Source organism: Komagataeibacter sucrofermentans DSM 15973 (genome assembly GCF_040581405.1).
Lineage (GTDB): Bacteria > Pseudomonadota > Alphaproteobacteria > Acetobacterales > Acetobacteraceae > Komagataeibacter > Komagataeibacter sucrofermentans.
In genome coordinates, this window is record NZ_CP137157.1 from 810,627 (window position 1) to 835,643 (window position 25,017).

24 protein-coding genes are annotated in these 25,017 nt (G+C 63.9%); 13 read left to right on the forward strand and 11 right to left on the reverse strand.

Annotated elements, in window-relative coordinates; genetic code table 11:
- Nucleotide 1: 1 nt before the first annotated feature.
- From R5N89_RS03815 to R5N89_RS03835, 5 genes are all read left to right on the forward strand, one after another.
- The gene (locus R5N89_RS03815; protein ID WP_110568898.1) at nucleotides 2-1,864 is read left to right on the forward strand and encodes a response regulator; all 1,863 of its coding nucleotides are present in this window, start codon (nucleotides 2-4) and stop codon (nucleotides 1,862-1,864) included.
- A 38-nt stretch (nucleotides 1,865-1,902) separates the two neighbouring features.
- Complete coding sequence (locus tag R5N89_RS03820) at nucleotides 1,903-3,867, forward strand: response regulator (protein ID WP_110568922.1); 1,965 nt, start codon at nucleotides 1,903-1,905, stop codon at nucleotides 3,865-3,867.
- A gap of 71 nt (nucleotides 3,868-3,938) precedes the next feature.
- The gene (hslV, locus tag R5N89_RS03825) at nucleotides 3,939-4,532 is read left to right on the forward strand and encodes an ATP-dependent protease subunit HslV (RefSeq protein WP_110568921.1); all 594 of its coding nucleotides are present in this window, start codon (nucleotides 3,939-3,941) and stop codon (nucleotides 4,530-4,532) included.
- Nucleotides 4,532-5,845: an ATP-dependent protease ATPase subunit HslU gene (hslU, locus tag R5N89_RS03830; protein WP_110568897.1), complete on the forward strand. Its 1,314-nt coding sequence runs from the start codon at nucleotides 4,532-4,534 to the stop codon at nucleotides 5,843-5,845. Before hslV ends, hslU begins: the two co-directional genes overlap by 1 nt.
- Nucleotides 5,846-5,930: 85 nt before the next feature.
- Complete coding sequence (locus tag R5N89_RS03835; RefSeq protein ID WP_110568896.1) at nucleotides 5,931-6,377, forward strand: SufE family protein; 447 nt, start codon at nucleotides 5,931-5,933, stop codon at nucleotides 6,375-6,377.
- Nucleotides 6,378-6,446: 69 nt separating this feature from the next.
- On the opposite strand, the gene R5N89_RS03840 is transcribed toward R5N89_RS03835, so the two are convergent.
- Nucleotides 6,447-6,683 carry a heavy-metal-associated domain-containing protein gene (locus tag R5N89_RS03840; protein ID WP_354680697.1) on the reverse strand — a complete coding sequence of 79 codons (237 nt, stop codon included), beginning with the start codon at nucleotides 6,681-6,683 and terminating at the stop codon, nucleotides 6,447-6,449.
- A 714-nt stretch (nucleotides 6,684-7,397) separates the two neighbouring features.
- Nucleotides 7,398-8,942, reverse strand: a complete 1,545-nt coding sequence (gene hpnR, locus R5N89_RS03845; RefSeq protein WP_110568894.1) for a hopanoid C-3 methylase HpnR — start codon at nucleotides 8,940-8,942, stop codon at nucleotides 7,398-7,400.
- A 386-nt stretch (nucleotides 8,943-9,328) separates the two neighbouring features.
- On the opposite strand from hpnR, the gene R5N89_RS03850 reads away from it, so the two are divergent.
- Nucleotides 9,329-9,643: a hypothetical protein gene (locus tag R5N89_RS03850; protein ID WP_078524471.1), complete on the forward strand. Its 315-nt coding sequence runs from the start codon at nucleotides 9,329-9,331 to the stop codon at nucleotides 9,641-9,643.
- A gap of 91 nt (nucleotides 9,644-9,734) precedes the next feature.
- Here R5N89_RS03850 and R5N89_RS03855 read toward each other — a convergent pair whose 3' ends face one another.
- Entirely contained in the window at nucleotides 9,735-10,295 is a 561-nt protein-coding gene (locus tag R5N89_RS03855) for an HNH endonuclease (RefSeq protein ID WP_110568893.1), read from the reverse strand.
- Nucleotides 10,296-10,518: 223 nt separating this feature from the next.
- Here R5N89_RS03855 and gluQRS point away from each other — a divergent pair, with 223 nt between their 5' ends.
- From gluQRS to R5N89_RS03870, 3 genes are all read left to right on the forward strand, one after another.
- Nucleotides 10,519-11,397, forward strand: coding sequence for a tRNA glutamyl-Q(34) synthetase GluQRS (gene gluQRS / locus R5N89_RS03860; protein WP_110568892.1), 879 nt, complete (start codon nucleotides 10,519-10,521; stop codon nucleotides 11,395-11,397).
- 67 nt (nucleotides 11,398-11,464) lie between these two features.
- Nucleotides 11,465-12,667, forward strand: coding sequence for a pyridoxal phosphate-dependent aminotransferase (locus tag R5N89_RS03865; RefSeq protein ID WP_110568891.1), 1,203 nt, complete (start codon nucleotides 11,465-11,467; stop codon nucleotides 12,665-12,667).
- A gap of 13 nt (nucleotides 12,668-12,680) precedes the next feature.
- Complete coding sequence (locus R5N89_RS03870; RefSeq protein WP_110568920.1) at nucleotides 12,681-13,907, forward strand: pyridoxal phosphate-dependent aminotransferase; 1,227 nt, start codon at nucleotides 12,681-12,683, stop codon at nucleotides 13,905-13,907.
- Between the two features lie 71 nt (nucleotides 13,908-13,978).
- On the opposite strand, the gene R5N89_RS03875 is transcribed toward R5N89_RS03870, so the two are convergent.
- Together R5N89_RS03875 and R5N89_RS03880 are read right to left on the reverse strand one after the other, a co-directional pair.
- Nucleotides 13,979-14,461, reverse strand: a complete 483-nt coding sequence (locus tag R5N89_RS03875; protein WP_110568890.1) for a hypothetical protein — start codon at nucleotides 14,459-14,461, stop codon at nucleotides 13,979-13,981.
- Nucleotides 14,462-14,485: 24 nt separating this feature from the next.
- The gene (locus R5N89_RS03880) at nucleotides 14,486-15,139 is read right to left on the reverse strand and encodes a hypothetical protein (RefSeq protein ID WP_110568889.1); all 654 of its coding nucleotides are present in this window, start codon (nucleotides 15,137-15,139) and stop codon (nucleotides 14,486-14,488) included.
- Nucleotides 15,140-15,543: 404 nt separating this feature from the next.
- Between R5N89_RS03880 and R5N89_RS03885 the strand changes: the two genes are divergently transcribed.
- Entirely contained in the window at nucleotides 15,544-16,119 is a 576-nt protein-coding gene (locus R5N89_RS03885) for a gluconokinase (protein WP_110568888.1), read from the forward strand.
- Nucleotides 16,120-16,125: 6 nt separating this feature from the next.
- Here the strand turns inward: R5N89_RS03885 and R5N89_RS03890 are convergent, their stop codons facing one another.
- Together R5N89_RS03890 and R5N89_RS03895 are read right to left on the reverse strand one after the other, a co-directional pair.
- On the reverse strand, nucleotides 16,126-16,698 hold the full coding sequence (locus R5N89_RS03890) for a cob(I)yrinic acid a,c-diamide adenosyltransferase (RefSeq protein WP_110568887.1): 573 nt from the start codon (nucleotides 16,696-16,698) through the stop codon (nucleotides 16,126-16,128).
- 201 nt (nucleotides 16,699-16,899) lie between these two features.
- The gene (locus tag R5N89_RS03895) at nucleotides 16,900-17,469 is read right to left on the reverse strand and encodes a DUF4142 domain-containing protein (protein ID WP_110568886.1); all 570 of its coding nucleotides are present in this window, start codon (nucleotides 17,467-17,469) and stop codon (nucleotides 16,900-16,902) included.
- A gap of 308 nt (nucleotides 17,470-17,777) precedes the next feature.
- Here R5N89_RS03895 and R5N89_RS03900 point away from each other — a divergent pair, with 308 nt between their 5' ends.
- Nucleotides 17,778-18,155, forward strand: a complete 378-nt coding sequence (locus R5N89_RS03900; protein WP_110568885.1) for a DUF423 domain-containing protein — start codon at nucleotides 17,778-17,780, stop codon at nucleotides 18,153-18,155.
- Nucleotides 18,152-19,108: an SAM-dependent methyltransferase gene (locus R5N89_RS03905; protein WP_110568884.1), complete on the forward strand. Its 957-nt coding sequence runs from the start codon at nucleotides 18,152-18,154 to the stop codon at nucleotides 19,106-19,108. The genes R5N89_RS03900 and R5N89_RS03905 overlap by 4 nt, the downstream gene beginning before the upstream one ends.
- Here R5N89_RS03905 and R5N89_RS03910 read toward each other — a convergent pair.
- The 4 genes from R5N89_RS03910 to R5N89_RS03925 form a co-directional block, all read right to left on the reverse strand.
- Nucleotides 19,077-19,376, reverse strand: coding sequence for a hypothetical protein (locus tag R5N89_RS03910; RefSeq protein ID WP_110568883.1), 300 nt, complete (start codon nucleotides 19,374-19,376; stop codon nucleotides 19,077-19,079). The genes R5N89_RS03905 and R5N89_RS03910 overlap by 32 nt on opposite strands.
- A 137-nt stretch (nucleotides 19,377-19,513) precedes the next feature.
- Complete coding sequence (locus R5N89_RS03915) at nucleotides 19,514-21,187, reverse strand: M3 family oligoendopeptidase (RefSeq protein WP_110568882.1); 1,674 nt, start codon at nucleotides 21,185-21,187, stop codon at nucleotides 19,514-19,516.
- Between the two features lie 51 nt (nucleotides 21,188-21,238).
- Nucleotides 21,239-23,158 carry an OPT family oligopeptide transporter gene (locus R5N89_RS03920; RefSeq protein WP_110568881.1) on the reverse strand — a complete coding sequence of 640 codons (1,920 nt, stop codon included), beginning with the start codon at nucleotides 23,156-23,158 and terminating at the stop codon, nucleotides 21,239-21,241.
- Nucleotides 23,159-23,188: 30 nt separating this feature from the next.
- Nucleotides 23,189-23,767, reverse strand: coding sequence for a hypothetical protein (locus R5N89_RS03925; RefSeq protein WP_110568880.1), 579 nt, complete (start codon nucleotides 23,765-23,767; stop codon nucleotides 23,189-23,191).
- Between the two features lie 251 nt (nucleotides 23,768-24,018).
- Between R5N89_RS03925 and ispH the strand changes: the two genes are divergently transcribed.
- A complete protein-coding gene (gene ispH, locus R5N89_RS03930) occupies nucleotides 24,019-25,017 on the forward strand; it encodes a 4-hydroxy-3-methylbut-2-enyl diphosphate reductase (RefSeq protein WP_078524456.1) in 999 nt (332 codons plus the stop codon).

Here is a 25,017-nt window from a genome sequence, read left to right on the forward strand (position 1 = left end):
CATGGTGCTGACCGACCGCGAAGACATTGCCGACACCCTGCTGCTGGTGGAGGATTCGGACACGCAGGCCCTGCGCATCCGCCGCATGCTCGAGAGCCACGGCTTTCATGTCCATCGCGTGGCCAGCGGGGAGGAGGCGCTCGATACGCTTGATGTGCGCCTGCCGGGGCTGGTGATTGCCGACTATCACCTGCCGGGCATGAATGGCGGCCAGCTTGCCCGCCAACTGCGCATGAACGCGGTCACGCGCACCATACCGGTGCTGATCCTGACCGAGGGGATCGAGCCGGGGCTGGAGCGCGAGGGGCTGGAAAGCGGGGCGGATGCCTATATCCCCAAATCCTCGGACCCGGCGCTGATCGTATTCCGCATCCGCGCGCTGTTGCGCGAGCACGCGGCGCATGCGCCATCCCTCCTGCCGCAGCGCGTGTTCCGCCGCGCGCGCATCATGGTCATCGCCCCCGAGCCCGAACACAGGCGCGCCGTGCCCGAACTGCTCGACCAGCTACGGCGTGACGGGCATATCGTGACCCTGTGGCATGATCCCTCCCGCCTAGTGCCCGCACTCCTGCATGACCCCGAGCACATGCCCGACTGCGTGGTGATCGACCTTGCGTGCCGGGAGTTCGACGGGCTGGAAGTCTGCCGCAGGCTTGATGAATGGCGACAGGAGGATCTGCTCTCGGGCAACGTGCCGCCGCGCATACTCGGCGTGGATGGCGCGCCCCGGCCCGATGCGAAGGAGTTCTCGGCCCGCGTGTTCGAGGCGGGGATTGATGATCTCGTCTCACGCGATGTGGGGCCTGCGGCACTGGCGCTGCGCATTCGCGTGCTGGTGCGGCGCAAGCTGTTGCAAGATGACGTGCGCCGCATCGAGGTGGAGCGGCAGGCGCGTGAGATCGCGGTCAAAAGCGCGCGCGCGGAGGCGGCGGCCATTGCATCGAAAGCCTCGCTGGCCGAAGCGCTGGAGCAGGCCAACCGCGAACTGGCCGATGCCAACCGCAAGCTGATCGAAACCCAGGGCAAGCTGGTGCAGACCGCCAAGATGGCTTCCTTGGGTGAACTGGTGGCGGGCATCGCACACGAGATCAACAACCCGCTGGCCTTCATCCTGGCGCATAAGGACACGGTGGCGCGTGGGCTGGACCGGCTCGCGGCCATGGAAACCGCGACCACCGACCCCGACCACGAACAGCGCGAGGCGATCCTGACCAAGTGCCGCGACCGGGTGGGGTCGATGAACATGGGGTTGCGGCGCATCCAGAACCTTGTGCTGAACCTGCGCAAATTCTCGCGCCTTGATGAAGGGCTGTTCCAGATCATCGACGTGCCCGAGGCGCTGGAAACGGTCATGGCGCTGTTGACCCAGAAGCTGGGCAGCGGCATTGCGGTCAGGCGGCAGTATGAGGCCCCTGACCGGCTGTACTGCCAGGCGGCGCTGCTCAATCAGGTCATCATGAATATTATCAGCAATGCGGCGGATGCAATTCTTGCCGCCCAGCATGATGATATGTCTGGCCAGGGCGGTATAGCGGTGGGCGAGATCGGCATCCACACCTATCTCGCCCATAATGACAGCGGGCCGGACAGTTACGTCTTTGTCATTACCGATAGCGGCCCCGGCATTGCGCCCGATGTGCAGGAGCGCATCTTCGAGCCGTTCTTCACCACCAAGCCGGTGGGCGCGGGCACCGGCTTGGGGCTGGCCATTGCCTATAGCGTGGTGCAGGCGCACCAGGGCAGCCTGTCGGTCGGGCGGGCGCCGCAGGGTGGGGCGCGCTTCACCATTTCCATACCGTGGCATCCGGGGCAGGAGGGTGAAAGCCCGCTACCGGCCACCACATCATCCGGGCGCATGGCCTAGCCATGCCACAGGCCCGCGTGCAGGGAGAGACCATGCCCATCAATACAGATCCCGCCACGCAGGCGCGCCCCGTTGTCCTGCTGGTGGATGACGAGGCGGAGATCCTCGTTGCCCTGACCGACCTGCTGGAAGACACGTTTACGGTCCTGTCCACCACATCGCCCACCGAGGCGCTGGAGATCCTCTCCACCCGCAACGATGTGGACGTGATCGTGTCCGACCAGCGCATGCCCGAGATGGGCGGCGACGTGATGCTGGTCCGTGCCCGCGCCCATAGCGACGCCCAGGCCATACTGCTCACCGGCTATGCCGATATCGGCGCGGTGGCGGCGGCACTCAACCAGGGGCGCATCTCGTTCTATTCCCACAAGCCATGGGATCCTGATGCCCTGCGCGCCATGATCGTGCAGGCGGCGGATTACCATCGCCTCGAGCGCGAACTGCGCACCGAGCGCATGCTGCTGCACGGGCTGCTTGACAACCTGCGCTCGGGCCTTGGCTTCAAGGATGCGCAGGGGCGCTTCATCCGCATCAACCAGCAGGCGGCCGATTTCTATGGCCGCGACATCAATGCCTGCCTTGGCCACACGGAGGAGGAACTGTGTGATGCCGGCCTCCTGCCCATTATCCGTGCGGCCAGCGCGCGCCTGCGGGCGGAGGGGCGCGACGAGGAATCGCTGGAACTGCCTGCTCATATCCGCGGTGCCGCACAGGGGCGGTGGCGCGAGATCACGCGCGTGGTGCTTGGTGCGCTGGGCGATGGCTCGGCCGGCTCGGTCGTGATCAACCGCGACATCACCCGCCAGCAGGAAATGGCGGCTCGCCTGCGCCAGGCGGAAAAGATGCAGGCGCTCGGCACGCTGGCGGGCGGCATTGCGCATGACTTCAACAACCTGCTCACCGCCGTTCTCGGCTCGCTCGAACTCGTGCGTGACATGGGGCCGGAGGAAGGGCCGATGGCCCGCCTGCTCGATAACGCCGCCGCCGCCGCCCAGCGTGGCGCATCACTCACGCGCAGGCTGCTCAATTTCAGCCGCCCGCGCGACCTGAGCTTTGAGCCGGTGGATGTGAACGCCCTGCTGCACGGCATGAAGGATCTTCTGGCCCAGACCGTGGTCTCGCGTCAGGGCAAGGGGGCAAACGGGCAGCCCTGTTCCATCGTGGTCGACACCGCCGGCTCTGACGGGGTGCTGCCGCCCGTGTGCACCGATGCAGGCCAGCTTGAGCTTGCCGTGCTCAATTTGTGCATCAACGCGGTCGACGCCATGCCCGGCGGCGGCATGATCGTGGTCTCGACCGCGCTCAAGCAGGTGAAGGAGATCGTGGCGGGCACCAACCTCGTGCCGGGCAACTACGTGATGGTTTCGGTCACCGATCAGGGGGTGGGCATGTCGCCCGAGACGCTGGCGCGCGTGTTCGAGCCGTTCTTCACCACCAAGGATGTGGGGCGTGGCACGGGGCTGGGCCTGTCCATGATCTATGGGTTCATCCGCCATGTGGGCGGCGAGGTGCAGGTGCGCAGCCAGCCGGGCGAGGGCACGCGCGTGGACCTGTGCCTGCCGGTGCAGGGTGGCGTCACGGCCGGCCGCCCCCTGCCTGCGGCAGCCCCGCAGGCGCAGGCAGGTGACACGAGCGCGCGTGCGCTGCATGTGATGGTGGTGGATGACGAGCCGGGCGTGCGCGCAGTTACAGCAGGCTTCCTGCGCGCGCGGGGGCATGAGGTGTGCGAATATTCCTCCGGCACGGCGGCGGTTGAGGCGATGAAGGCCGGGCTCGGGCCGATCGACCTCGTGATCATGGACGTGATGATGCCGGGCATGGGCGGGCTCGAGACAGTGCACCACCTCCAGGCCCTGCGTCCCGGCCTGCGCGTGCTGTACCTGACCGGCTATGCCAGCGCGGGCGCCCTGCCTGCGGGCAGCGCCAATGTCATGCACAAGCCCTTCACGCAGGCGGATCTCGCCGCCCATATCGACCGGATCATGCAGCGCCCGCCTGACTGAAATGCGGCGCGCGCCCGGCGGTGGGCGCGTTGCCCCTTGTGCTGGCGCAGGAAGGTTTTATCTGTAACATCATGCAAGATCATCATTCCTCATCCCATGACCCGGTCGGGTGGCATGGTACGACCATTCTGTGTGTGCGGCGCGGTGGCCGTGTTGCCATGGCGGGCGACGGGCAGGTGACGCTGGGCGCTACCGTGATCAAGGGCAATGCCCGCAAGGTGCGCCGCATCGGGCCGACGGGGCAGATCCTGGCAGGCTTTGCCGGGGCGACGGCTGATGCCTTCACGCTGCTGGAGCGGCTGGAAAACAAGCTCGAGCGCTATCCCAACCAGCTTGAGCGCGCCTGCGTGGAACTGGCCAAGGACTGGCGCACCGACCGCTACCTGCGCCGGCTGGAAGCGATGATGGCCGTAGCCGATGCCGAGCGCTCCTTTACGCTGACCGGTAATGGCGATGTGCTGGAACCCGAGGACGGCATCATCGCCATTGGCTCGGGCGGCAATTACGCGCTCTCCGCCGCGCGGGCCCTGCTGGGCATTGACGGGCTGGGTGCCGAGGAGATTGCCCGCCGGTCGATGAAGATCGCCGGTGATATCTGTGTCTATACCAACCATTCCGTCATTGTGGAGACACTGGGCGCGGATGCGCATGAAGGGGCAGCGTAATGGAAATACCCAATCATACCCCGCGTGAGATTGTCTCCGAACTCGACCGCTTCATCATTGGCCAGGGCGATGCCAAGCGCGCCGTGGCCATTGCGCTGCGCAACCGCTGGCGTCGCGCACAATTGCCCGATGCGATGCGTGAAGAGGTCGTGCCCAAAAACATCCTGATGATCGGGCCGACGGGCTGCGGCAAGACCGAGATCGCCCGCCGCCTTGCCAAGCTCGCGCAGGCGCCGTTCCTGAAGGTCGAGGCCACCAAATTCACTGAAGTGGGTTATGTTGGCCGTGATGTGGAGAGCATCATCCGCGACCTGATCGAGGTCTCGATCAACATGCTGCGCGACCTGCGGCGCAGGGATGTCGAGGCCAATGCCGGGGAAGCCGCCGAGAAGCTCCTGCTCGATGCGCTGGTGGGCGAGGGGGCATCAGCCGAGACGCGCAACAAGTTCCGCCGCATGCTGCGCGCGGGCGAGCTTGAGCACAAGGAAGTCGAGATCTCGATTGCGGAGGGCGGCAACCCGACCCAGTCCGACATGCCGAACATGACGCCGGGCACCGTCATCAACTTCTCGGACATGATGAAGGGCTTCATGAACCGCGTGCCGCAGCAAAAGCGCATGACGGTCGCCGCCGCCCGCGCGGCCCTGATCCGGCAGGAAGCGGACCGCATGCTCGATACCGAGGCCCTGACGCGTGAGGCCGTGGTCCACGCGCAGGACCACGGCATCGTCTTCCTCGACGAGATCGACAAGGTCTGCGCCCGTGCCTCCGAAGGGGGTGCGCGTGGCGGCGATGTGTCGCGTGAAGGCGTGCAGCGCGACCTGCTGCCGCTGATCGAGGGCACCACCGTCTCGACCAAATACGGCCCGGTGCGCACGGATCATATCCTGTTCATTGCATCGGGCGCGTTCCATATTGCCAAGCCGTCCGACCTGCTGCCCGAGTTGCAGGGGCGGTTGCCCATCAGGGTGGAACTTGCCTCGCTCACGCGCGAGGATCTGCGCCGCATCCTGACCGAACCAGAGCATTCGCTGCTCAAGCAGTATGTTGCCCTGCTGGGCACGGAGGATGTCACGCTGTCGTTCAGCGATGGGGCGATTGACGCGCTGGCGGAACTGGCGGCGGATATTAACGAGCGGGTGGAAAATATCGGCGCGCGGCGTCTGGCCACCGTGCTTGAGCGCCTTTTGGAGGATGTGTCCTTTACCGCGGCTGACCGCAAGGGCGAAGCTGTGGTGATCGAGGCGGCCGACGTGCAGGCCAAGGTTGCGCCCCTGGCCCGCAAGGGTGATCTGAGCCGCTTTATCCTGTAGGGCATGACCTAACCCGCAGGGGGCCGCGCCGCAGGGTGCGGCCTTTTGCATTCTGACCGATTTGACGGCCACCAATGCTGGAAAGATGATGACCGATCCGTTTGTAAAGCCCGAGGACGATACCGCCGCTGACGCCATTGCCGAGATTGGCGAGGAACTGGCCCTGTTTGATGACTGGATGCAGCGCTACCAGTACATCATTGAACTGGGGCGCAAGCTGCCGCCTTTTCCCGCCGCGTGGCAGGATGACGCCCATCGCGTGCCCGGCTGCCAGAGCCAGGTCTGGATGGAAGTGCAGCCACGCGATGGCGCGCTCTACCTTGCTGGCGCATCGGATGCGGCCATCGTGTCGGGGCTGGTGGCGCTGCTGCTGCGGGTCTATTCCGGCCGCAGCAGGCAGGAGATTCTGGATACGGACCCGGCCTTCCTGCGCGAGCTGGGGCTGGTGCAGGCGCTCTCCACCAATCGGGGCAACGGGGTGGAAGCCATGGCGCAGGCCATTCGCAAGGCAGCGGCGGCCCTGCCCGCCTGAAACAGCAGAAAGCGTTGAAAACAGCCGCCTTTTCAGAACAGAAAGGCGGCGTGTGAACGATTCTGGCGTTCAGTAACCCGCATCAAATCCTGCGTCGTCCACGGCGGCGTACAGGTCTTCGAGGTTGGTCGAGCGGGCATCATAGGTCACGAAAGCCTTGCCCTGTTCAAGCGAGACCTCAACCATCGAAACACCATCCACCCCTTCGAGTGCGCGCTGCACCTTGGCAGCGCAGCCATCGCAGGTCATGCCCTGTATGTTCAGTGTCAGTTTTTCCATGGTCTGGCTACCTTCATGCTGTTTCACGCCCGCAGGTGCTACGTTGGGTTGATCAGTCGAATTATTACAACGGAAAAGAGTGTGGCGCCATCGCCTCTTCCGCAGTGTGCCCGCCCGTGGCGCGGGATATGTGCCGGAGTTGCCTCCATCAGTTCTACATGACCGATTATGCAGTCCGACCGCACATGACATGATTGGCACGGGTTTTGCATGGCCGGTGGCTGACGTGTGATCTGGCAATCCGCCATGAAGCCGTTTTTTTATGTCAGTGCGACGGAAGGGGAAATCCTGTTCCCTGCATGGATAGGCCACTGATAAAGACGGCTTTCGGGTGTCGCGTGCAGGTTCGGACAGGCGGCCTTTCTGCGCTGTCATTATGATAAATAATATTATCACACATAATAAAAATGGAATCATTTCTATTTTGTTCTGATAGGGGAGCTATCACGATCCTGGCGTGTGCATGCGGCGGCATAGAGCAGGAAAACTTCCTGTATCACGCACGACATGCAGGCAATGACTATGGAAATAGTGCATTGATAAAAAAGGATAAAAGTTTTGGGTGCCGCCTTTTTGAAAAAAGACGGCGGTCTTTGAAGCTGTTTGTAAAAAGCGTACCAGGCGTTTTGCCCGCTGGCTTTTAAGGCAGCCACGGCAGCGCCGCGGAAGGGGGCGCACATACAAAAAGGGCCGGTGCTTGCGCAACCGGCCCTTGCATGGCGGGGTGATCGACGCGGGGCGTCAGTCAACCGTGCTCATGCGGGTTTCATCAACGAACTTTTCGGTATCATCATCGATCTTGCGCGACTTGCGGCCAGCCGGGCCATGCACGTACAGCGTCTTGCGGTCGACCTTCTGGTCAGAACCCTGCGGCTTGAGCGGCATTTCATATTCCGGCTTCTGCGCGTGGTCGGCCATCTGCAGTTCGGGGTTGAACACCGAGTTGAACTTCCAGATCATGGTCAGGAAGTTGGTCTGCCCACGCAGCGCAAGGCGCAGGGCAATGCCCAGCGTGTCCTTGATCGCGCTCCAGCCCAGATGCTTGTTATTGAGGATCTGCTGGGTCTTGACGAGTTCCTCATAGAACTCGCGCAGCGGCAGGGTGGTGGGCATGACCGCGTGCTGGATGTCGAACAGACGGTAGTCGCGCGTGGTCAGCTTGCGGGACTCGCTCTCCCAGATTTCGGTGCCGGGGTAGGGGGTCGTGACCGAGATGTTCACGATATCCGGAATCTCGAGGCACCACTGGCGGATGACCTCGAAGCGCTCGCGGTCCCATGACGGATCGGCAATCAGGTTGATGGCCACGATCAGGTCGAGCGAGCGGGCGTATTCCAGCGCCTCGAAGTTGCGGTCCATCGACACGCGCTTGCGGAAGCGCTTCAGCCCTTCGGCATCCACTGCCTCAAGCCCGATGAAGATGTAGCTCAGCCCGATCTCTTTCCAGACCGCGAACACTTCCTTGTTGCGCATCAGCACGTCGGCGCGCGTCTCCAGGTAGTATTCCTTCTGGATGTTGCGGCGCTTGATCTCGTCGGCAATGGCCATGCCGTGCTCGGCATGCACGAAGGCCACGTCGTCGACGATGAAGATGCCGGGCTCCTTGATCTCCTGCAGTTCCTCGCCAATCACCTTGGCGCTCGCCGTGCGGTAGGAGCGGCCATAGAAGGTCCAGGCGCTACAGAACGTGCAGTCCCACGGGCAGCCACGGGCGAATTCGATGGAGGCGGCGGGGTCAAGTGTGCCGATGAAGTATTTGCGGCGGTGGCGCAGCAGGTCGCGCGCGGGGCGCACCACATCAAGCGATTCGATGAAGATGGGCGGCGGGCCATCACCATCCATGGTCACCACGCCGGGCACGGTGGTCAGGTCCTTGCCCTGCTCCCATGCCTCGAGCAGCAGGCCGACGGTGGCGTCGCCTTCACCCTTGAGCACGCAGTTGATGGCGCCATCGGACAGGGCCAGCACGTCACGCGCGATGAACGAGATGGAATGGCCGCCAATGAACAGGAACACGTTGGGCAGGCGCTTGCGCGTTTCCTTGCACAGGTCAATGATCTCGGGAACATTGGCCAGGTAATTGCCCGAGAAGCAGATGGCATGCGGGCGGAATTCCTCGATGCGCTGCCAGTAATCGGGGTGTTTCTCGACCTGCAGGTCGATGATCTGCACGTCATGCCCCTTGTTGCGCGCTGCACCGGCAACCAGTTCAAGCCCCAGCGGTTCAAGACGCAGGAAGACCTTCGTGTACATGAGCGAGCTTGGATGAACGGCCAGTAATCTCATTCTTTTACCTCAGGCATCGATGGGGACGGGGGACAACGCGCGACAGCCATACGCAATCTGGTAACAAATTTACAGCCGGTCCGGTGCTGTATTTGCAATTTTTATATATCACACATGATTTAAAAAAAATCAGAATAATGACAGAGGGTGGCAATATAAGTGCCGCCTGTCACCAAGATCACGGTAATATCACCTATGCATTCAGATGATACCACCATCTGGCTTCATCATATTTTCTTGGCAGGTATGCTTTGTGTTCATGTCCGGCATTGCCGGTAGGGCACCTATGCATTGCCAACGCGGCACCGCCTGCGGGGGTATCTTGTCCCCTATCGCGGGGAGCGCTTTCGTGGCAGTCTTGCCAGCGCTTAAGCGACGGGGTCGAAATGAAGCTGAAGATTGTGGAAAAACTGCCCGCCCGCCTCGGGCTGCTGGCATGTGGGCTGGTGGTGCTTGGTGGCTGCACGGCCGAGATCGGGCGCAAGCCGTTCGAGAGTGACGTAAAATGCCTGCGCGAGCAGTTGGGCACCACCATGCAGCTCAGCTTTCCCATCGCGGCGAATACCTGCCAGCGCATGAGCGACCACAACTTCATCTTCGGTTCCAAGAAGAAGAAGGCCCAGCCGCTGCCGCTCAACCTGCGTGGGGCGCCCGACCTGCAGAAGATGGCCGATGAATACGGCTACAGCTACACAAAATAGCGTGTCCGCCCGATAGGGGAACTCTGCCCGCCCCGCCGCGTAACGCCTGCGTTCCGCCCTGGCAGGTATTGCCCGCCGGGACGGGGTAGCTTCAGTTTTCGAGTTCGGTATCCCAGTACAGATAGTCGCGCCAGCTTTCATGCAGGTAGTTGGGGGGGAAGGCGCGGCCATTTTCCTGCAACCTGCGGCTTGAGGGCCGCGCGGGCGTGCGGGCAGGATACATGCGGATCTGGTGCGGCATGTAAGACCCCTTGATGAGGTTGCACGGGCCGCAGGCGGTCACCACGTTCTCCCAACTCGTTCTGCCCCCCTTGCTGCGGGGAATGACGTGGTCGAATGTCAGTTCCTGCGTGGGGAAGCGGGTGTTGCAGTACTGGCAGGAAAAATTGTCGCGCAGGAAGACATTGAACCGCGTGAAGGCAGGCTTGCGGGCGGTGGGGATATAGTCTTTCAGCGCAATCACGCTGGGCAGGCGCAGGCTCTGGGTGGGGGAGTGGACGACCGTGTCATATTCGCTCAACACCGATACGCGGTCGAGCCACACGGCACGGATGGCATCCTGCCATGACCACAGCGAAAGCGGAAAATAGGAGAGCGGCCTGAAATCCGCATTCAGGACGAGAGCTGGCAGGTATTGACTGTCACAGGGCACGGACGCATTCCTTTCCGAATGCCGCCGCACAAAGTTCAGGCGTACTCTGTTCCGAAGCGAACGCCTTATGGATGTGCGTCGTCGTCAGGTAACTGTCGAATCTATTGCAGACCCCGCATAGCGTGGCAACCCCATGCCCGCGCGGCCGCAGGAGTTGATCCATCAACGCAGCAGGGCAGGGTGTTGGCGCAATTTTTCGCCACAACCCTGATTTGACTTGATAATGGCTAAAATAACCCGTTTTGCGCCCAGCCCCACGGGGCACCTGCATCTGGGGCATGTGGCCTCGGTGCTGCACGCCTGGCGCGCGGCCATGGAGTCGGGGGGGCGCTTCATCCTGCGGGTGGAGGATATCGACACCACGCGCTGCCGGCCCCAGTTCATTGCCGATCTGTATGCCGACCTCGCCTGGCTCGGCCTGTCATGGCCGCAGCCGGTGCGCCGACAGTCAGGGCATATGCCTGAATATCGCGCCGTGCTTGACCATCTGGCGGCGCATGGCCTGCTCTATCCGTGCTTCTGCACCCGGCGCGATATTGCCGAGGCCGCGGGCGCCCCCCACCACGCGCCCGATGGGGCCCTGATCTATCCCGGCACCTGCCGCCACATGGATCCCGGCCTGCGGGCGGCGAAACTTGCGGCGGGCACCCCACACGCCCTGCGGCTTGACATGGCGCGCGCCCTGCAATGGCCGGGCGCCGCCACGCTGACATGGCACGAAATGGGCGAAGGCCCGCAGCCCGCCTGTGCCGCGGCATTTGGCGATGTGGTGCTGGCGCGCCGGGATGTGCCCGCCTCCTATCATCTATGCGTCACCCATGATGATGCCCTGCAGGGCATTACCCTTGTCACGCGCGGGGCGGACCTGCGGCCCGCAACCGGCCTGCACCGGCTGTTGCAGCACATCATGGGCTGGCCCGCGCCGCGCTACAGCCACCATGCGCTGCTGTGCGATGCGGGGGGCAGGCGGCTGGCCAAGCGCGATGGCGCGCCCTCCATCCGCGCCATGCGCGCCGCGGGCATGACGCCACGGCAGGTCTGCGCGGCGGCAGGTCAGGGCGACGGCATATCTGCTGTTTCCTCCGGCCCGGCTTCGCTTTAGGCTGGCCTTCCGTTTCCCGGTAGCAGGCCGGGTGTGTTGTCCCACTACTTGATGGATCTTGAACATCATGGATCTTACCGCCGCCCGGCTGGCCCGGATCAGCCCGAGCCAGACGATTGCCATCTCAACCAAGGCGCGTGAACTCAAGGCGGCGGGGAAGGACATTATCAGCCTTTCCGCCGGTGAGCCGGATTTCGATACGCCAGACAGCATCAAGAAAGCCGCCATCCGCGCCATCGAGGCGGGCGAGACCAAATATACCGATGTTGCGGGCACGCCCGCCCTGCGCCGCGCCATTGCCGAGCGTTTCCGCGCCGATAACGGGCTGGATTACACCTGGGATGAAGTGATTGTTGCCAATGGCGGCAAGCAGATCATCTATAACGCCATGGTCGCCACCATCAATCCGGGTGACGAGGCCATCATTCCCGCGCCGTGCTGGGTGTCGTATCCCGATATCGTGGCGCTGGCCGAGGGCACGCCCGTCATCGTGCCGTGCAGCGTGGAAAACGGCTTCAAGCTCCAGCCTGCCGAACTCGAGGCCGCGATCACGCCGCGCACCAAGTGGCTGCTGCTCAACTCGCCCAACAACCCCACGGGTGCGGCCTATTCCTTCGAGGAGATGCGCGGCCTGTGCGACGTGCTGCTGCGCCACCCCGATGTGTGGATCCTGACCGACGATATCTATAACAAGCTGGTCTATGACGGCTTCCGCGCCCCCACCGTGGTCGAGGTCGAGCCCCGCCTGCGCGACCGCACCGTGACCATGAACGGTGTGTCCAAGGCCTATGCCATGACCGGCTGGCGCATTGGCTATTCCGCGGCCCCCGTGCAGATGACGCGGGCGATGAACAAGCTGCAGGGCCAGTCCACCTCCGGCCCCGGCTCGGTCAGCCAGGCGGCGGCAGTCGAGGCGCTGACCGGCCCGCAGGACTTCATCGGCACCATGGTCAGCACCTATCAGGCGCGGCGTGACCTTGTGGTGGGCATGCTCAACGAGGCGAAGGGCCTGAGCTGCCCGGTGCCCGAGGGCGCATTCTATGTGTTTCCCTCACTCGTCGGCTGCCTGGGCAAGACCAGCGCGGGCGGCACGCTGATCGATACCGATGAAGCATTTGTCACGGCCCTACTTGATGAGGAAGGCGTTGCCACCGTGCATGGCAGCGCGTTCATGTTCGCCGGGCATTTCCGCATTTCCTATGCCACCGACACGGCCAGCCTGAAGGAGGCCTGCCTGCGCATCCAGCGTTTCTGTGCGGCCCTGCGTTAAGGAACGGATGGCCATGAACAGGAATGAAGGGCTTGCCCATCCGCTGTTTGCGCAGCGGATGGAGCGCCTGAGAGTGCCCGCCACCATCGCCATGGCGCAGCGCGCGCGTGAACTGCGCGCGAAGGGGGAGAAAGTGCTCTCGCTGGCCCTGGGCGAGCCAGACTTCGCAACGCCCCCCGCCGTGATCGAGGCGGCGCATCGCGCAGCGCTGGACGGGCAGACCAAATACCCCCCCGTTGACGGTACGCCCGCGCTCAAGGCCGCGATCGCGCGCAAATTCGCGCGCGAGAACGGGCTGGACTACGCGCCGGGCGAGATCATGGTCTCGAACGGGGGCAAGCAGGTCATCTTCAATGCGTTCATGGCCACCGTGCAGCCGGGCGATGAAGTGGTCATTCCGCGCCCGTACTGGGTCAGCTACCCGCTGATTGTGGAGATGTTTGGCGGCACGCCGGTTTATGCCGACTGCCATGAGGTCGATGATTTCCGTCTCCGGCCCGAGGTGCTCGAGGCCGCGATCACGCCACGCACCAAATGGCTGGTCCTCAACTTCCCCAACAACCCCACCGGCGGCACCATGGGGCAGGCGGATCTTGCAGCCGTGGCCGAGGTGCTGCGCCGCTACCCGCATGTGCATGTGCTCTCCGACGAGATATACGAGCACCTGCTCTATGACGGGCTGCGTCATGCTTCGCTCGCCGCCGTCGCCCCCGACCTCAAGGGCCGTATCCTGACCCTGAATGGCGTGTCGAAAGCCTATGCCATGACCGGCTGGCGAGTGGGTTACGTGGGCGGCCCCACGCCACTCATCCGCGCCATGACCGCCATACAGGGCAGCGCCACTTCGGGCATCTGTTCCATCAGCCAGGCTGCTGCTGCCGCCGCCCTTGACGGGCCGCCCGACATTATTGCGCAGATGTGCGCGGTCTATGCCCGCCGGCGCGAGATGGTGGTGTCAACCCTGCGCGCCATTCCCGGCCTGACCTGCGCCATGCCGCACGGGGCATTTTATGCCTATCCCGGCATTGCAGGCTGCATCGGGCGCAGGACAGCGGGTGGCCGGATGCTCAACACGGACGAGGATTTCGCCATCGCCCTGCTTGCCGAGCAGCATGTGGCCGTGGTGCATGGCTCGGCCTTCGGGCAGGGGCCTTACCTGCGCCTGTCCTATGCCACGAGTGACGACATTCTTACGGAATGCTGCACGCGCCTTGCGCGGTTTGTCGATGGGCTCTCCTGACAGCAGACTGGTCAAAGAAGCCGGATGCCGCCCTGTTTTGAACAGAGGCGGCATTTTTTTTGCAGCATCTTTCAGTCAGGATCGGGCGAGGGCGGGTTGAGCAGGAAAACCCCCTCGGTCAGGATGGCGGGCAGGAGCGGCGTGGCCAGCGGCAGGCCGGAAAGCACGATCGCCCCTGCCGAGGCGGCACAGGCCCCCACGTAGCCGGTGCGGCCGCCCAGACGCTCGGCAATGACAAACAGAAAGACCGCCACGAGTTCCAGCACCGCCGCCCCGCCAAGCCGCAGTGGGTGCAACTGCGTCTGGAGCCCCATGTCCGCCAGCAGGCGCAAAAGTGTGGGCGACTGCTCCTGCGTGCCGCCGCCTAACCCGAACATGAAAGAAAAGGGCAGGATCAGCACGCCGAGTATGTCGCGCAGCAGGTTGATCAACCCGCTGACCAGCGGCAACAGCACCATGATGGCGAGGCTCATGCTGGTGCAGGTGGCGACAATGATCAGTCCGACCTGTCTCTGCCGGGCCGCAGGGTTGCGCGGGGGCTCATCGGGTTCCATGGGCACGGCGGCTTGCGGCTGGCGTTACCACCACTTTACGGGTTCGGGTTCATTGGGGTCAGCCGCGTCGTCGCCCGTCTGGGGAGGGGCAGCCGGTACGATCCGGTTTTCCGTCACGCGGTTTCTGGCCTTGTGTCGGCTGGCTTCCTCGCGCAGGCGGTCGGCTTCTTCGCGCGCGGCATAGAGTTCGGCGCGCAGGCTCAGTATTTCGGCATCACGTTCGGCAAGTTTTGTCTTGTGCTCGGCGGCGATGACATCGGCATGGCCAATGCGGGTGGTCAGGGAGCGGATCTGCGCCTGCGCTTCGGAAAGGCGGAGTTCGGCTTCCTCGCGCAGCTTCTGCTCGAACTGGATCTTGTGGCGCAGCTGCTCCGTCTCGCCCCGGTCTTCAGGCTGGGCGTGCAGCACGCGCGGCGAAGCGCGGCCGGTGGTCAGCGAATGATGTTCGACACGCACATCGCCATCCTGCACGAATTTGCGGCGGCGCTGGGTGGGGTCGGCCTGGCGCACGGGGCGCGCCTTGGCCTGTGGGGCCTTGGTGGGCGTGCCGGAGCTGCGCGGCTTGCCCTTGCCCAGGCGCTCGAGCGCCTGGCGGAAGGCGGTTTCATTGACTTCGTCGCGTTGGGGGCTCTGGTCTTCTTCCTTCGGGAAGGAAAGAAAATCGTTATAAGATGACACAGCAGAACTCTCGATAACTCAATGCACCATGCGAGATGTTGAACGGGCCATTTTTAGGAAATTATTCCTCTGGCCGGGATGCCGATGGTGTCTGTTTTTCAGTGATTGATTGATTATATAATGCCTTTTGGGCGGTCTGCGCAAGAGGTATGAAGGTAAATATAATAATGAATGACATAATTATTATGTCATAATATTTTTAACAAAATTCCAATAAATTAAACAGGGTAAAGGATATAAATCGATAATATTATTTCAGTTTCAAACAAAAAATACAGCATCATTCATAATGGAATTCGCTGTATTGGCGCCAGCGCACGGTAGCCGTCACTTGCATTCTGGGGGGGAGTTGGGCCAGATAACGCGCGATAATGTCTTTTCCGTAATATCCGGCAGGATACAGAATGTGTGACAATGGGCAAAATGCCGTTGCGGTCTCTCTCTCTCGCAGGCTCGGGCAGGCGGCGCGCCCGCGCGTGCTGGTGGTGATGGGGGTATCAGGGTGTGGCAAGAGCACCGTGGCCCAGCTTATGGCCGCGCGCATGGGCTGGCCTGTCATTGAAGGCGACGACCTGCATCCGCCCGCCAATATCGCGCGCATGAGCAACGGCATTCCCCTGACCGATGAGGATCGCGCCCCCTGGCTCGACCGCATTGCCGCCGAGATACAGGCCTGGCGTGACCAGGGGCAGTGCGGCATCGTGACCTGTTCATCGCTGCGGCGCGCCTATCGTGAGCGGATCAGCAATGGCCATGCAGAAGTATGCTTTGTCTACCTCAAGGGCAGCAGGGAAGATATTGCCCCGCGCCTGCGCCAGCGCACGGGGCATTTCATGCCGGTTGGCATGCTCGACAGCCAGTTCGCCACGCTGGAAGAACCCGACATGCACCATGAGGTGGTCATGGTGCTCGATGTCAACGCCCCGCAGGCCCATCTGGCCGAGCAGGCATGCCTTCATCTGGACCGCCTGCCGGGCTGAAAGCCCTCATTCCGCCGTGGGTGGCGGAGAGGCCGGAGTCCATGTCAGGTCACCGGCCCCGTTATCATTGAGGTGACGCCCGAGTACGAACAGGTAATCGGACAGGCGGTTCATGCAGGCGGGAATATCGGGGCCGATGTTTTCGCTGCGCGCCAGCGTGGCCAGCCGTCGCTCCGCCCGCCGCACCACGGTGCGCGCCAGATGGGCGTGGGCCGCGGCCATCGTGCCGCCGGGCAGGACGAAGCTGGCCAGCGGCGGAATATGCGCGCGCAGGTGCTCCACCTCGTCTTCCATGGCCTTGACCGCTACGGCCCCCTGCGCCAGCGCGCGGGGCGGATTGGCGGGCATGCACACCACGCCGCCAATATCGAACAGAAGCCCCTGCAGCCAGGCAATGAAACGGGCGTTCCGGCCCGCAGGCAGGGTCGCGCGCAGCAGGCCGATCACAGCATTGGCTTCATCAAGGGCGCCAAGGGCCTCGATGCGCACCGAGTCCTTGGCCACGCGCGTGCCATTGCCCAGCGCGGTCTGTCCGGTGTCGCCGCCACGGGTCACGACCCGGTCGATGCGAATGCTCATGGATTTATCCGTTTGTCATGAGGGAAGTAATGAAAGCGTTTTCAAGTAAAATGGCATTTATATATTTAATAAGTTCCAGAAAACATTTTGCAGATCAAAAGTTTCTAGCGAAGATTTTTTCAAAAAGCTTCAGATAAACGCTGCCTTTTTGGAAAAAGGCAGCACCTGAAAACGTTTATCAGTCATGGCAACGCGCAGTCTTCAGCGTGAAGGCTTGGCGGCACCCAGCTTCAGGGAATCGTTGAGCAGGGTCTGCAGCGTGTCCGCCGTGGTGGAGGCATAGGTCTTGAGTTCGGGGTCGGAGGCGGATTCCGCCTCGTTCTGGAACATGGCCAGCGCATCGCTTGCGGCCTGCGCCTGCAGGTCGAGGTAATCGCGCTCGAACTTGGCGCCGCTTTCAGTCTTGAGCTGGGCTGCGACGTCCTCCTCGTCCGGGCTCATGTCCTTGTGCAGGGTCAGCCCGTGCTTGAGCGCGAGGGCGGAGAGAGCAGCCTCGTTGGTGGTGTGCAGCCTGACCGATCGCGTGGCAAATTCCTGCACTTTCCGCCGTTTGGCCTCCGTTGTGGCCATTTTGGAGATGGTGATCTCGAATGCGTTCAGGGCCGACACGTTTTCAGAAAAGGTGGAATCGGATTCCGTCAGCGGCGGCAGGCTCGGCGCGGGTGCTGCCACAGGGGGCGCGGCGGGTGCAGTGGCAGGACGTGCCGCAAGGCCTGCTACGGGAAGAAGGCTGACAGACGCGCAAAGAAACCAGACGGCGTAATTTTTCATGCTTTCATCTTCCCAACGTGTAAAATTCAGGTGGTTTTACTGAATGCTCACCCGGTTTATCAGTTTTGGGTCGCCATACAAAGCCAGCGGGGCACAATAGTGGCCCATTATGGCGGGCAAATGTGATCGGGCAGAGCAAAGGAAAACTTTCCTAATCCTGAATCGGGGCATGCCGGGCGCAGTCATCTGGTCTGCTGGCCTGCACCCGCCCTCACGCCGGGCTGGCCTATACGATGCGCCCATGCCGGGAGTAGGGTGTGCCCGCCCGCTTTGTGTGCGGGTTGTCACCCTGTTTGCGGATACCCTGAATGCCTACTGTTGTCCGGTTCCTGTTGTGTTTTGCGGCGCTGGCCGCGTTCTGTGCCGTTATGGGCGGGGCGCTGACCGCCCATCTGCCTGACCGTTTCTTTGCCGAGGGCGGGCGTGACATGGCCCGGCAGGCCATACAGATGCAGATGTGGCACGCACTGGCCATGATCGGCATTGCGGTGCTGATGATCCAGCAGGGGTGCCGCACGCTCATTTCCCTTTCCGGCTGCCTCATGGCGGCGGGTACCGTCCTGTTCAGCGTGGGCGTGGCGCTCACGGCGTTCTGGGGCATCCATCCCGGTCCGGTAGCGCCAACGGGGGGCAGCATCCTGATGGGGGCGTGGCTTTTGCTGGCGGTGGGGGTCATGCGCGCATGAACACGCAGCCTGAATTACACACGCAGCCCGCGTGGCCCGTGCGCAGCGCCTATCTGGCCGCACCCGGCTTTGAGGATGTTCTGGAGCAGGAACTTGCGCGTAAGGGGGCAGGGGAGTTGTGCTGGCATGGACGGCTGGCGCTGTCAGCCCGGCCGCCCGTGGCCAGCCTGTGGGCGATTGACATATGGGATACGCCGCAACTGCACGCGGTGCCCTCCATCAAGGGTGCGGCGCGGATCATGCGCGGCCTGCAGCGCAACTGGGCCGGTTATGCCCCCGTGCTCCACCGCCGTAGCGCCCTGATTACCGATGCCCTGCCGCCGGTGCGGCCGAGGCCGGTCAGCTTTCCCGCCACCCCGCCCGATGCCCATCTGGGCGGCTGGACGCTGCTGGCCCCGGACCAGTTGCTGCTTTCGCCCACCAAATCCTCGCCGTTCATCAATGGCGAGGTGGCGTTTGTCGAGAACCGTACCGACCCGCCTTCACGCGCCTACCTCAAGTTATGGGAGGCGCTGTTCCGCCTTGGCCGCTGGCCCGTGGCAGGCGAGACCTGCATCGACCTTGGGGCCTGCCCCGGTGGCTGGACATGGGTTGCAGCCAGCCAGGGCGCGCATGTCACGGCCATTGACCGCGCACCTTTGGACGAAAGCGTGGCCGCCCTGCCCAACGTGACATGCCGCTATGAAAGCGCCTTCGGGCTGGACCCCGCCGCCTGCGCGCCGGTGGACTGGCTGTTCTCCGACATCATCGCCTATCCCACCCGCCTGCTTGCGCTGGCGCAGCGGTGGATTGCTTCAGGCCGGGCGGCACGAATTGTCATGACCATCAAATTCCAGGGCGAGACCGACCACGACACGGCCGATGCCTTTGCCGCCATTCCCGGTGGGCGCGTGCTGCATCTGTGGCACAACAAGCATGAACTCACTTTTTTCTGGGAGCGCTGCGGCGCATGAGCAGCCGGTCAGCGATTTCGACCACGCCTATGGCAAGCAGGCAGCACACAAGGGCCACCGCCATCACGATCAGCCGTTCCTGCTCGGTCTCATCAGTGGCGCCTGCAAGGCGGTAGACGGACAGCCACATATCGGTGCCTGCAATGCGGTCGACCAGACCGGCGACGGTGGTGCTCAGGCGCAGGCTGAGCATGAACAGCACCGTCAGTCCAAGCACGGCCAGCGTCTTGTAAAGGGTGCGGGCAACCGTGGGCGTGTTGGTGGGCATGCGTTCCCCCTGAGGCAAGAGCACGTTTTTAAGTGATTGATGAAAAACAAAAGGTTTTGGTGAAGCTTTTTTCAAAAAGCTTCAGAAGACGCCGCCTTATTTCAAAAAAGGCAGCGCTCTAGAACAGGTTCCCGCTTTCAGTCATCCAGCAGGGCGCGCGCGGTGCGCACCACATCGGCCAGCGTGCCGGGCTGGAAGGGGGACTGAAGCCCGGCCGAACGCACAAGGCGGGTAAAGGGTTGCGCGCCCCCCCGTGCGCACAGGTCGACATAGGCCTTGAGCGCACCCGGCGCGTCATCGCGGCTGCGAATCCAGAACTGCATGGCGCAGCACAGGGCAAGCGCGTAATCGATATAATAGAACGGCGAGCGGTAGATATGCCCCTGCGCCTGCCATCGCCCCCCCATGGTGGGGTGGGGCAGGCCGCCATAGTTGCGCCACGGCAGGTAGCGCTGCTCAAGGTCGCGCCACACGGCATGGCGCTCGGCGGGGGTCATGTCGGGGCGGGCATAGACCTCGTGCTGGAAATGATCGACACACACGCCATAGGGCAGGAAGGCGAGCGACGAGATGAGGTGCATGCGCCGGTAGCGCTCGCCCTGTCCGGGCTCGACCATCAGGTCGATATGCGGCCAGGTGAGGAATTCCAGCGCCATCGAGTTGATCTCGGCGGCGTCCATGGTCGGCCACAGCAGGTCGATGGCGGGCAGCTTGCGGCTTTTCCAGTTCTGGTAGGCATGGCCCATCTCGTGCGTGAACACGTTGATGTCGTGCTGCGTGCCGTTGAAGTTGGCGAAGATGAACGGCATGCCCACCGTGGGGAAGGACGTACAGAACCCACCCCCCGCCTTGCCCGGCCGGTTGATGAGGTCGAGATAGCCGTTCTCGCGCATCTGGGCAAAGAAGGGACCGAGATCGCCGCCCATGCGGTCGAACATGGTCTGCGCGCGCGCCATCAGCACGTCATGGCCGCCTGCGGGGCGTGGGTTGCCCAGCGGGTCGATCAGCGGTTCATCCCATGAATGCAGCACCTCCCACCCCATGGTGGCGGCGCGTTTTTGCAAGATGTCATGCACCAGCGGCACGACATGCGCCTGCACGTCATCGCGAAAGCGCGCCACATCGGCTGGCCCGTAATCCACGCGGCGCATGCGGCGGTAGGCCAGCGGAATGTAGCTGTCATAGCCCAGCGTGCGTGCCATGCCATCGCGCAGGTGCACCATATCATCAAACAGGGTGTCGAGCCGGGTCGCGTTTTTGGCAAAGAACGCCCAGCGCAGTTCTTCGGCCTGCTGGCGCACGGTCCGGTTGGTGCTCTCGGCATAGGGCGCAAGGCCGGACAGGTTGACCTGCTGGCCATCGATTTCCACGCGCGCGCTGGCCAGCAGGGCGGTGTATTCACCACTCAGGCGGGCTTCCTCCTCCAGCGCATCGGCAATGCGGGGGTCGAAGGTGGTGATGTCCGTGCGCCACAGTTCCAGCGTGTGCGGGGTTACGACCTGGGCCACCGCCGTGGGGTCGGGATATTCAAGCAGCCTGCGCTTGAGGGTGACTTCATGCGCGGTGACATACGGGCCCAGCCCATCGGCATAGTCACGGTCGGCCTTGGCGGCGGGGCTGGTGGTGTCCTGTGCAAAGCGCAGGTCGACCAGTGCGGACCAGCTTTCATAATCGCGGCGGATCGTATCGAACAGGCCGGCGGCATCGGCCACGCGGCCCTGGTCGAGCAGGGTCGAGACCTGGCCGAAGCGCAGGGCCAGCGCATCACGCGCGGGGCGGGGAAAGGCGAGGCTGTCAAAAGGGCGGGACATGCAGGCAGGGTGCCATGGAAAGCGGGCCTGCGTCCATGCCCCCTGATGGGCTTATCCGCCCGTGCCGCCCCGCTGCGCGCGGGCAAACCACAGGCATAGGGCGCAGAAGGCCACAAGCCCCGCAAGTTCGGGCAGCAGGCCGCCCATGCCCGCGGGCCGCAGCGAAAGCGGCGCGTCACGCCCGCTTGCGGCGGACAGGCAGGCCAGCACCACCCCGGTCAGGCTTTCGCCCACGATCAGGCCCGAGGCGACCATGGTGCCCTGATGGCGGCCTGCGCCTTTTGTCAGCCGCATCATGACATGGCCGAGCAGCGCGCCCACGGCCAGCGTCATGGAAATGCTCATGGGCAGGTAGATGCCAATGCCCACGGCCAGCGGGGGCAGCGCGCCGCGCCCGCTGCGGCGCAGGGCGCCATCAAGCGCAATCAGCCCGCAGCCCGCAGCCACTCCCAGCCCCAGCATGCTCCAGTCAAGCTGATGCAGGAAAATGCCTGATGTAATCATGAGCAGCAGCGCAGGCTGCGGGGCGGCCAGCGCCTGCGTCGGGTCCATGCCCGCATGTGGCATGGCGCCGACAAAGCCATAGGTCTGGTACAGCACGTTCAGCACGGGCGGAATGACCACGGCCCCGGTTACGCAGCCGATCAGCAGGGCGATTTCCTGCCGCCATGGCGTGGCATTCACCATGCGGCCGGTTTTCAGGTCCTGCAGGTTGTCATTGGCAATGGCGGCGGAGGCGGTGATGGCGGTCAGCGCATACAGGCAGAACCCGATGGTGAAATGCTGCCCCTCCGCCCCGGCAAACAGTCCAATCGCCCGCAGCGCCACGAACACGCAGGCCAGACACATCGCCGCCAGGATGATAACGCCCGACAGCGGCGAGGATGATGATCCCACCAGTCCCGCCATGTAGCCGCACGCCGCCGCCACGAACAGCCCCAGCCCAAGGCAGCACGCAAGTCCCGCCAGCGCGGCCACCAGCGCCGATGCCAGCCCGACGGAGGTGGAAAAGGCCACGAACATGCCGCCAATCGTCACGACCACCAGCCCGGCCACGGCCAGCATGGCGCGGGGCGAGAGGTCGGTGTCGGTGCGGGCGGGCCGCCCTGCCGGGGTGGATGGGCGCGCCAGCAGCCCGCGCATGCTGCCCAGCAGCGGGCGGCCCATGCGCAGCACGGTCCAGATGGCGGCGACGCCAATCAGCCCCACACCCATGAAACGCGCCTTGTCCTTCCAGATCTGCGTGGCGAAGTCATCTGCACTCAGCCCCGGCGGGTGCGGCAGCATGTGCGCCATGACCGGAATGGTGATTTCCCATGTCAGCAGCGCGCCCAGCAGCATGGCCAGACCGCCTTCCAGCCCCACGAGGTAACCCGCACCCAGCAGTGCTGGCGAAAAGCCGAGCGAAAACCGGAAGGCCGAAAGCCCGTAGGTGAGCGAGGCGGTAACCCCATCGCCCAGCAGCCGCAGCCCCGCCGAGGCGAAGGTGAAGCCGCCCGCAAGGATGCCGCCGTGCACCAGCGCGCGCAGGCCACCGGGGCTTTCCCCATGGTGGCCCGCGCGCAGGATCTCGGCTGCCGCCACCCCTTCGGGGAAGGGCAGGGTCGGGTCAGCCAGCATGACCCGGCGCAGCGGGATGGTGAACAGCACGCCCGTCATGCCGCCCGCCGCCGTGAGCACGGCGGTCTGCAGAAAGGGAAAACGCTGCCAGAACCCGGCCATGACCAGCGCGGGCAGGCTTGCAAACACGCAGGACAGCGTGCCCGCCGCCGAGGCTTGGGTCTGCACGAGGTTGTTCTCGAGGATCGTCCCGCCACCCAGCGCGCGCAGCACCGCCATGGAAATGACGGCGGCGGGGATGGAGGTGGCCACCGTCAGCCCGACCCGCAGGCCAAGATAGACATTGGACGCGGTGAAGACGACGGTGATCAGCGCGCCGATCACCACGCCGCGCCAGGTCAGTTCCGTCATATCTGCTGCGCGGTCGGGCACGGGACGGCCTTACATCTTGTGGAAGGTGGGCATGACAAGATGGGCGCGGTTGAAGTCAAGCTGCGCCTTGGTGAGCTGGAAGCCGATCTCGATATGGTACTGGTCGCTGTGGATATGGCGCGACACCGGCAGCGTGATGGGAATGTCGCGGGTGTGGGTCAGGTCCTGCATGCGCCCGTCAGCAAACGAGACATGGGCCACGAATTCCTTCTTGCTCTTGATCTCGCCATTGAACACCACAGCCACGAAATACGGGATGTTGACGAAATTGACGCCCGAGGCGGGTCCGCGCTCGACATGCAGGCCAATCTTCATGTTGGTCATGACCGTGCGGTGCTGGCCTTCCTCGCACGAGCCGACCACGCGCGTCAGGCTGGCGCGCGCCACGAGGTGGGTCACGTCGTGGTCATTGCCGGTGTACTGGTAGTAATCCGCTGCCTCGCCCGGAATTTCCACCACCGGGCAGGCCGGGGCGAAATCGATCGAATCGGATTCGCCCTCGCACGCGCCCAGCAGGGACAGCCCCGCGACCGTGCAGATTTTCAGGGCATTGCGCCACAGGCGCGGCGACACAGGGGCAGGGATCATGCGGGCGTTCCGGCTAGGTCAGGTGTGAATGAAGCCCCATGGCGCGGGCATGGCGCGGGGGGCAATGGGCGGGTGGCATGGCGAGGGGGGAGGACAGGCATGGCAGAATACGTTAGGATGAACGGGAAAATGGCTTGCGCCATTGCCGTGGTTTGCGTAGGGCCGGGTCCATCGCTCGGGATGCCGGCGCCGCAACTGTAGCAGATCGCGGCCCGTATCCTATACCGCCCGCCGGATGTTTGGGGAACACCATGCCCGACCAGATGATTCATACGCCCGATAATACCGCCGCCGATGCCCCGCCCCGCGTGCTCAAGGTGCTGCTCGCAGGGCCGCGCGGCTTCTGCGCCGGTGTCGATCGTGCCATCCGCGTGGTGGAGGAAGCAATCCGCCGTTATGGCGCGCCGGTCTACGTCCGCCACGAGATCGTGCATAACCGCACCGTGGTCGAGGCGCTCGAGGCGCAGGGCGCGATCTTTGTCGAGGAACTCGATGAAGTGCCCGCCGATGGCCAGGTCGTGTTCTCGGCCCATGGCGTGCCCAAGACCGTGCCGGCCGAGGCCATGCGCCGCAACCTGCTCTATCTTGACGCCACCTGCCCGCTGGTCTCGAAAGTGCACCGCGAGGCCGAGCGCCACTTCGCCGATGGCGGGCCGGAAAGCCGCCATATCCTGATGATCGGCCACGCCGGTCACCCTGAAGTGGTGGGCACCATGGGCCAGCTGCCCGTGGGCGCCGTCACCCTCATCAACGATGCCGAGGAAGCCCGCACCGTCCAGCCCGCTGATCCGTCACGGCTGGCCTTCATTACCCAGACCACGCTCTCGGTTGATGATACGGCGGAGATCGTGGACATCCTGCGCGACCGCTTTCCGCTGATCGAAGGCCCGCGCCGCGAGGATATCTGCTACGCCACCACCAACCGCCAGGAAGCGGTCAAGGCGATCGCGCCGGGCTGCGACCTGGTGATCGTGATCGGCTCGCCCAACTCGTCGAACTCGCAGCGCCTGCGCGAGGTGGCCGAGCGCTCGGGCGCGCCGCGCGCTCTGCTGGTGCCGCGCCTGAACGCGCTGGACTGGTCGGCGCTTGATGGCGTGTCCACGCTGGGCATCACGGCTGGCGCGTCCGCTCCGGAATCGCTGGTGCAGGAAATGGTGGCGGCACTCGCCAAGCGCTTCACGCTCGAGATCGAGGAAATCACCGTGAAGGAAGAAAACGTGGCCTTCCGCCTGCCGGCGCCGCTGGGCTGA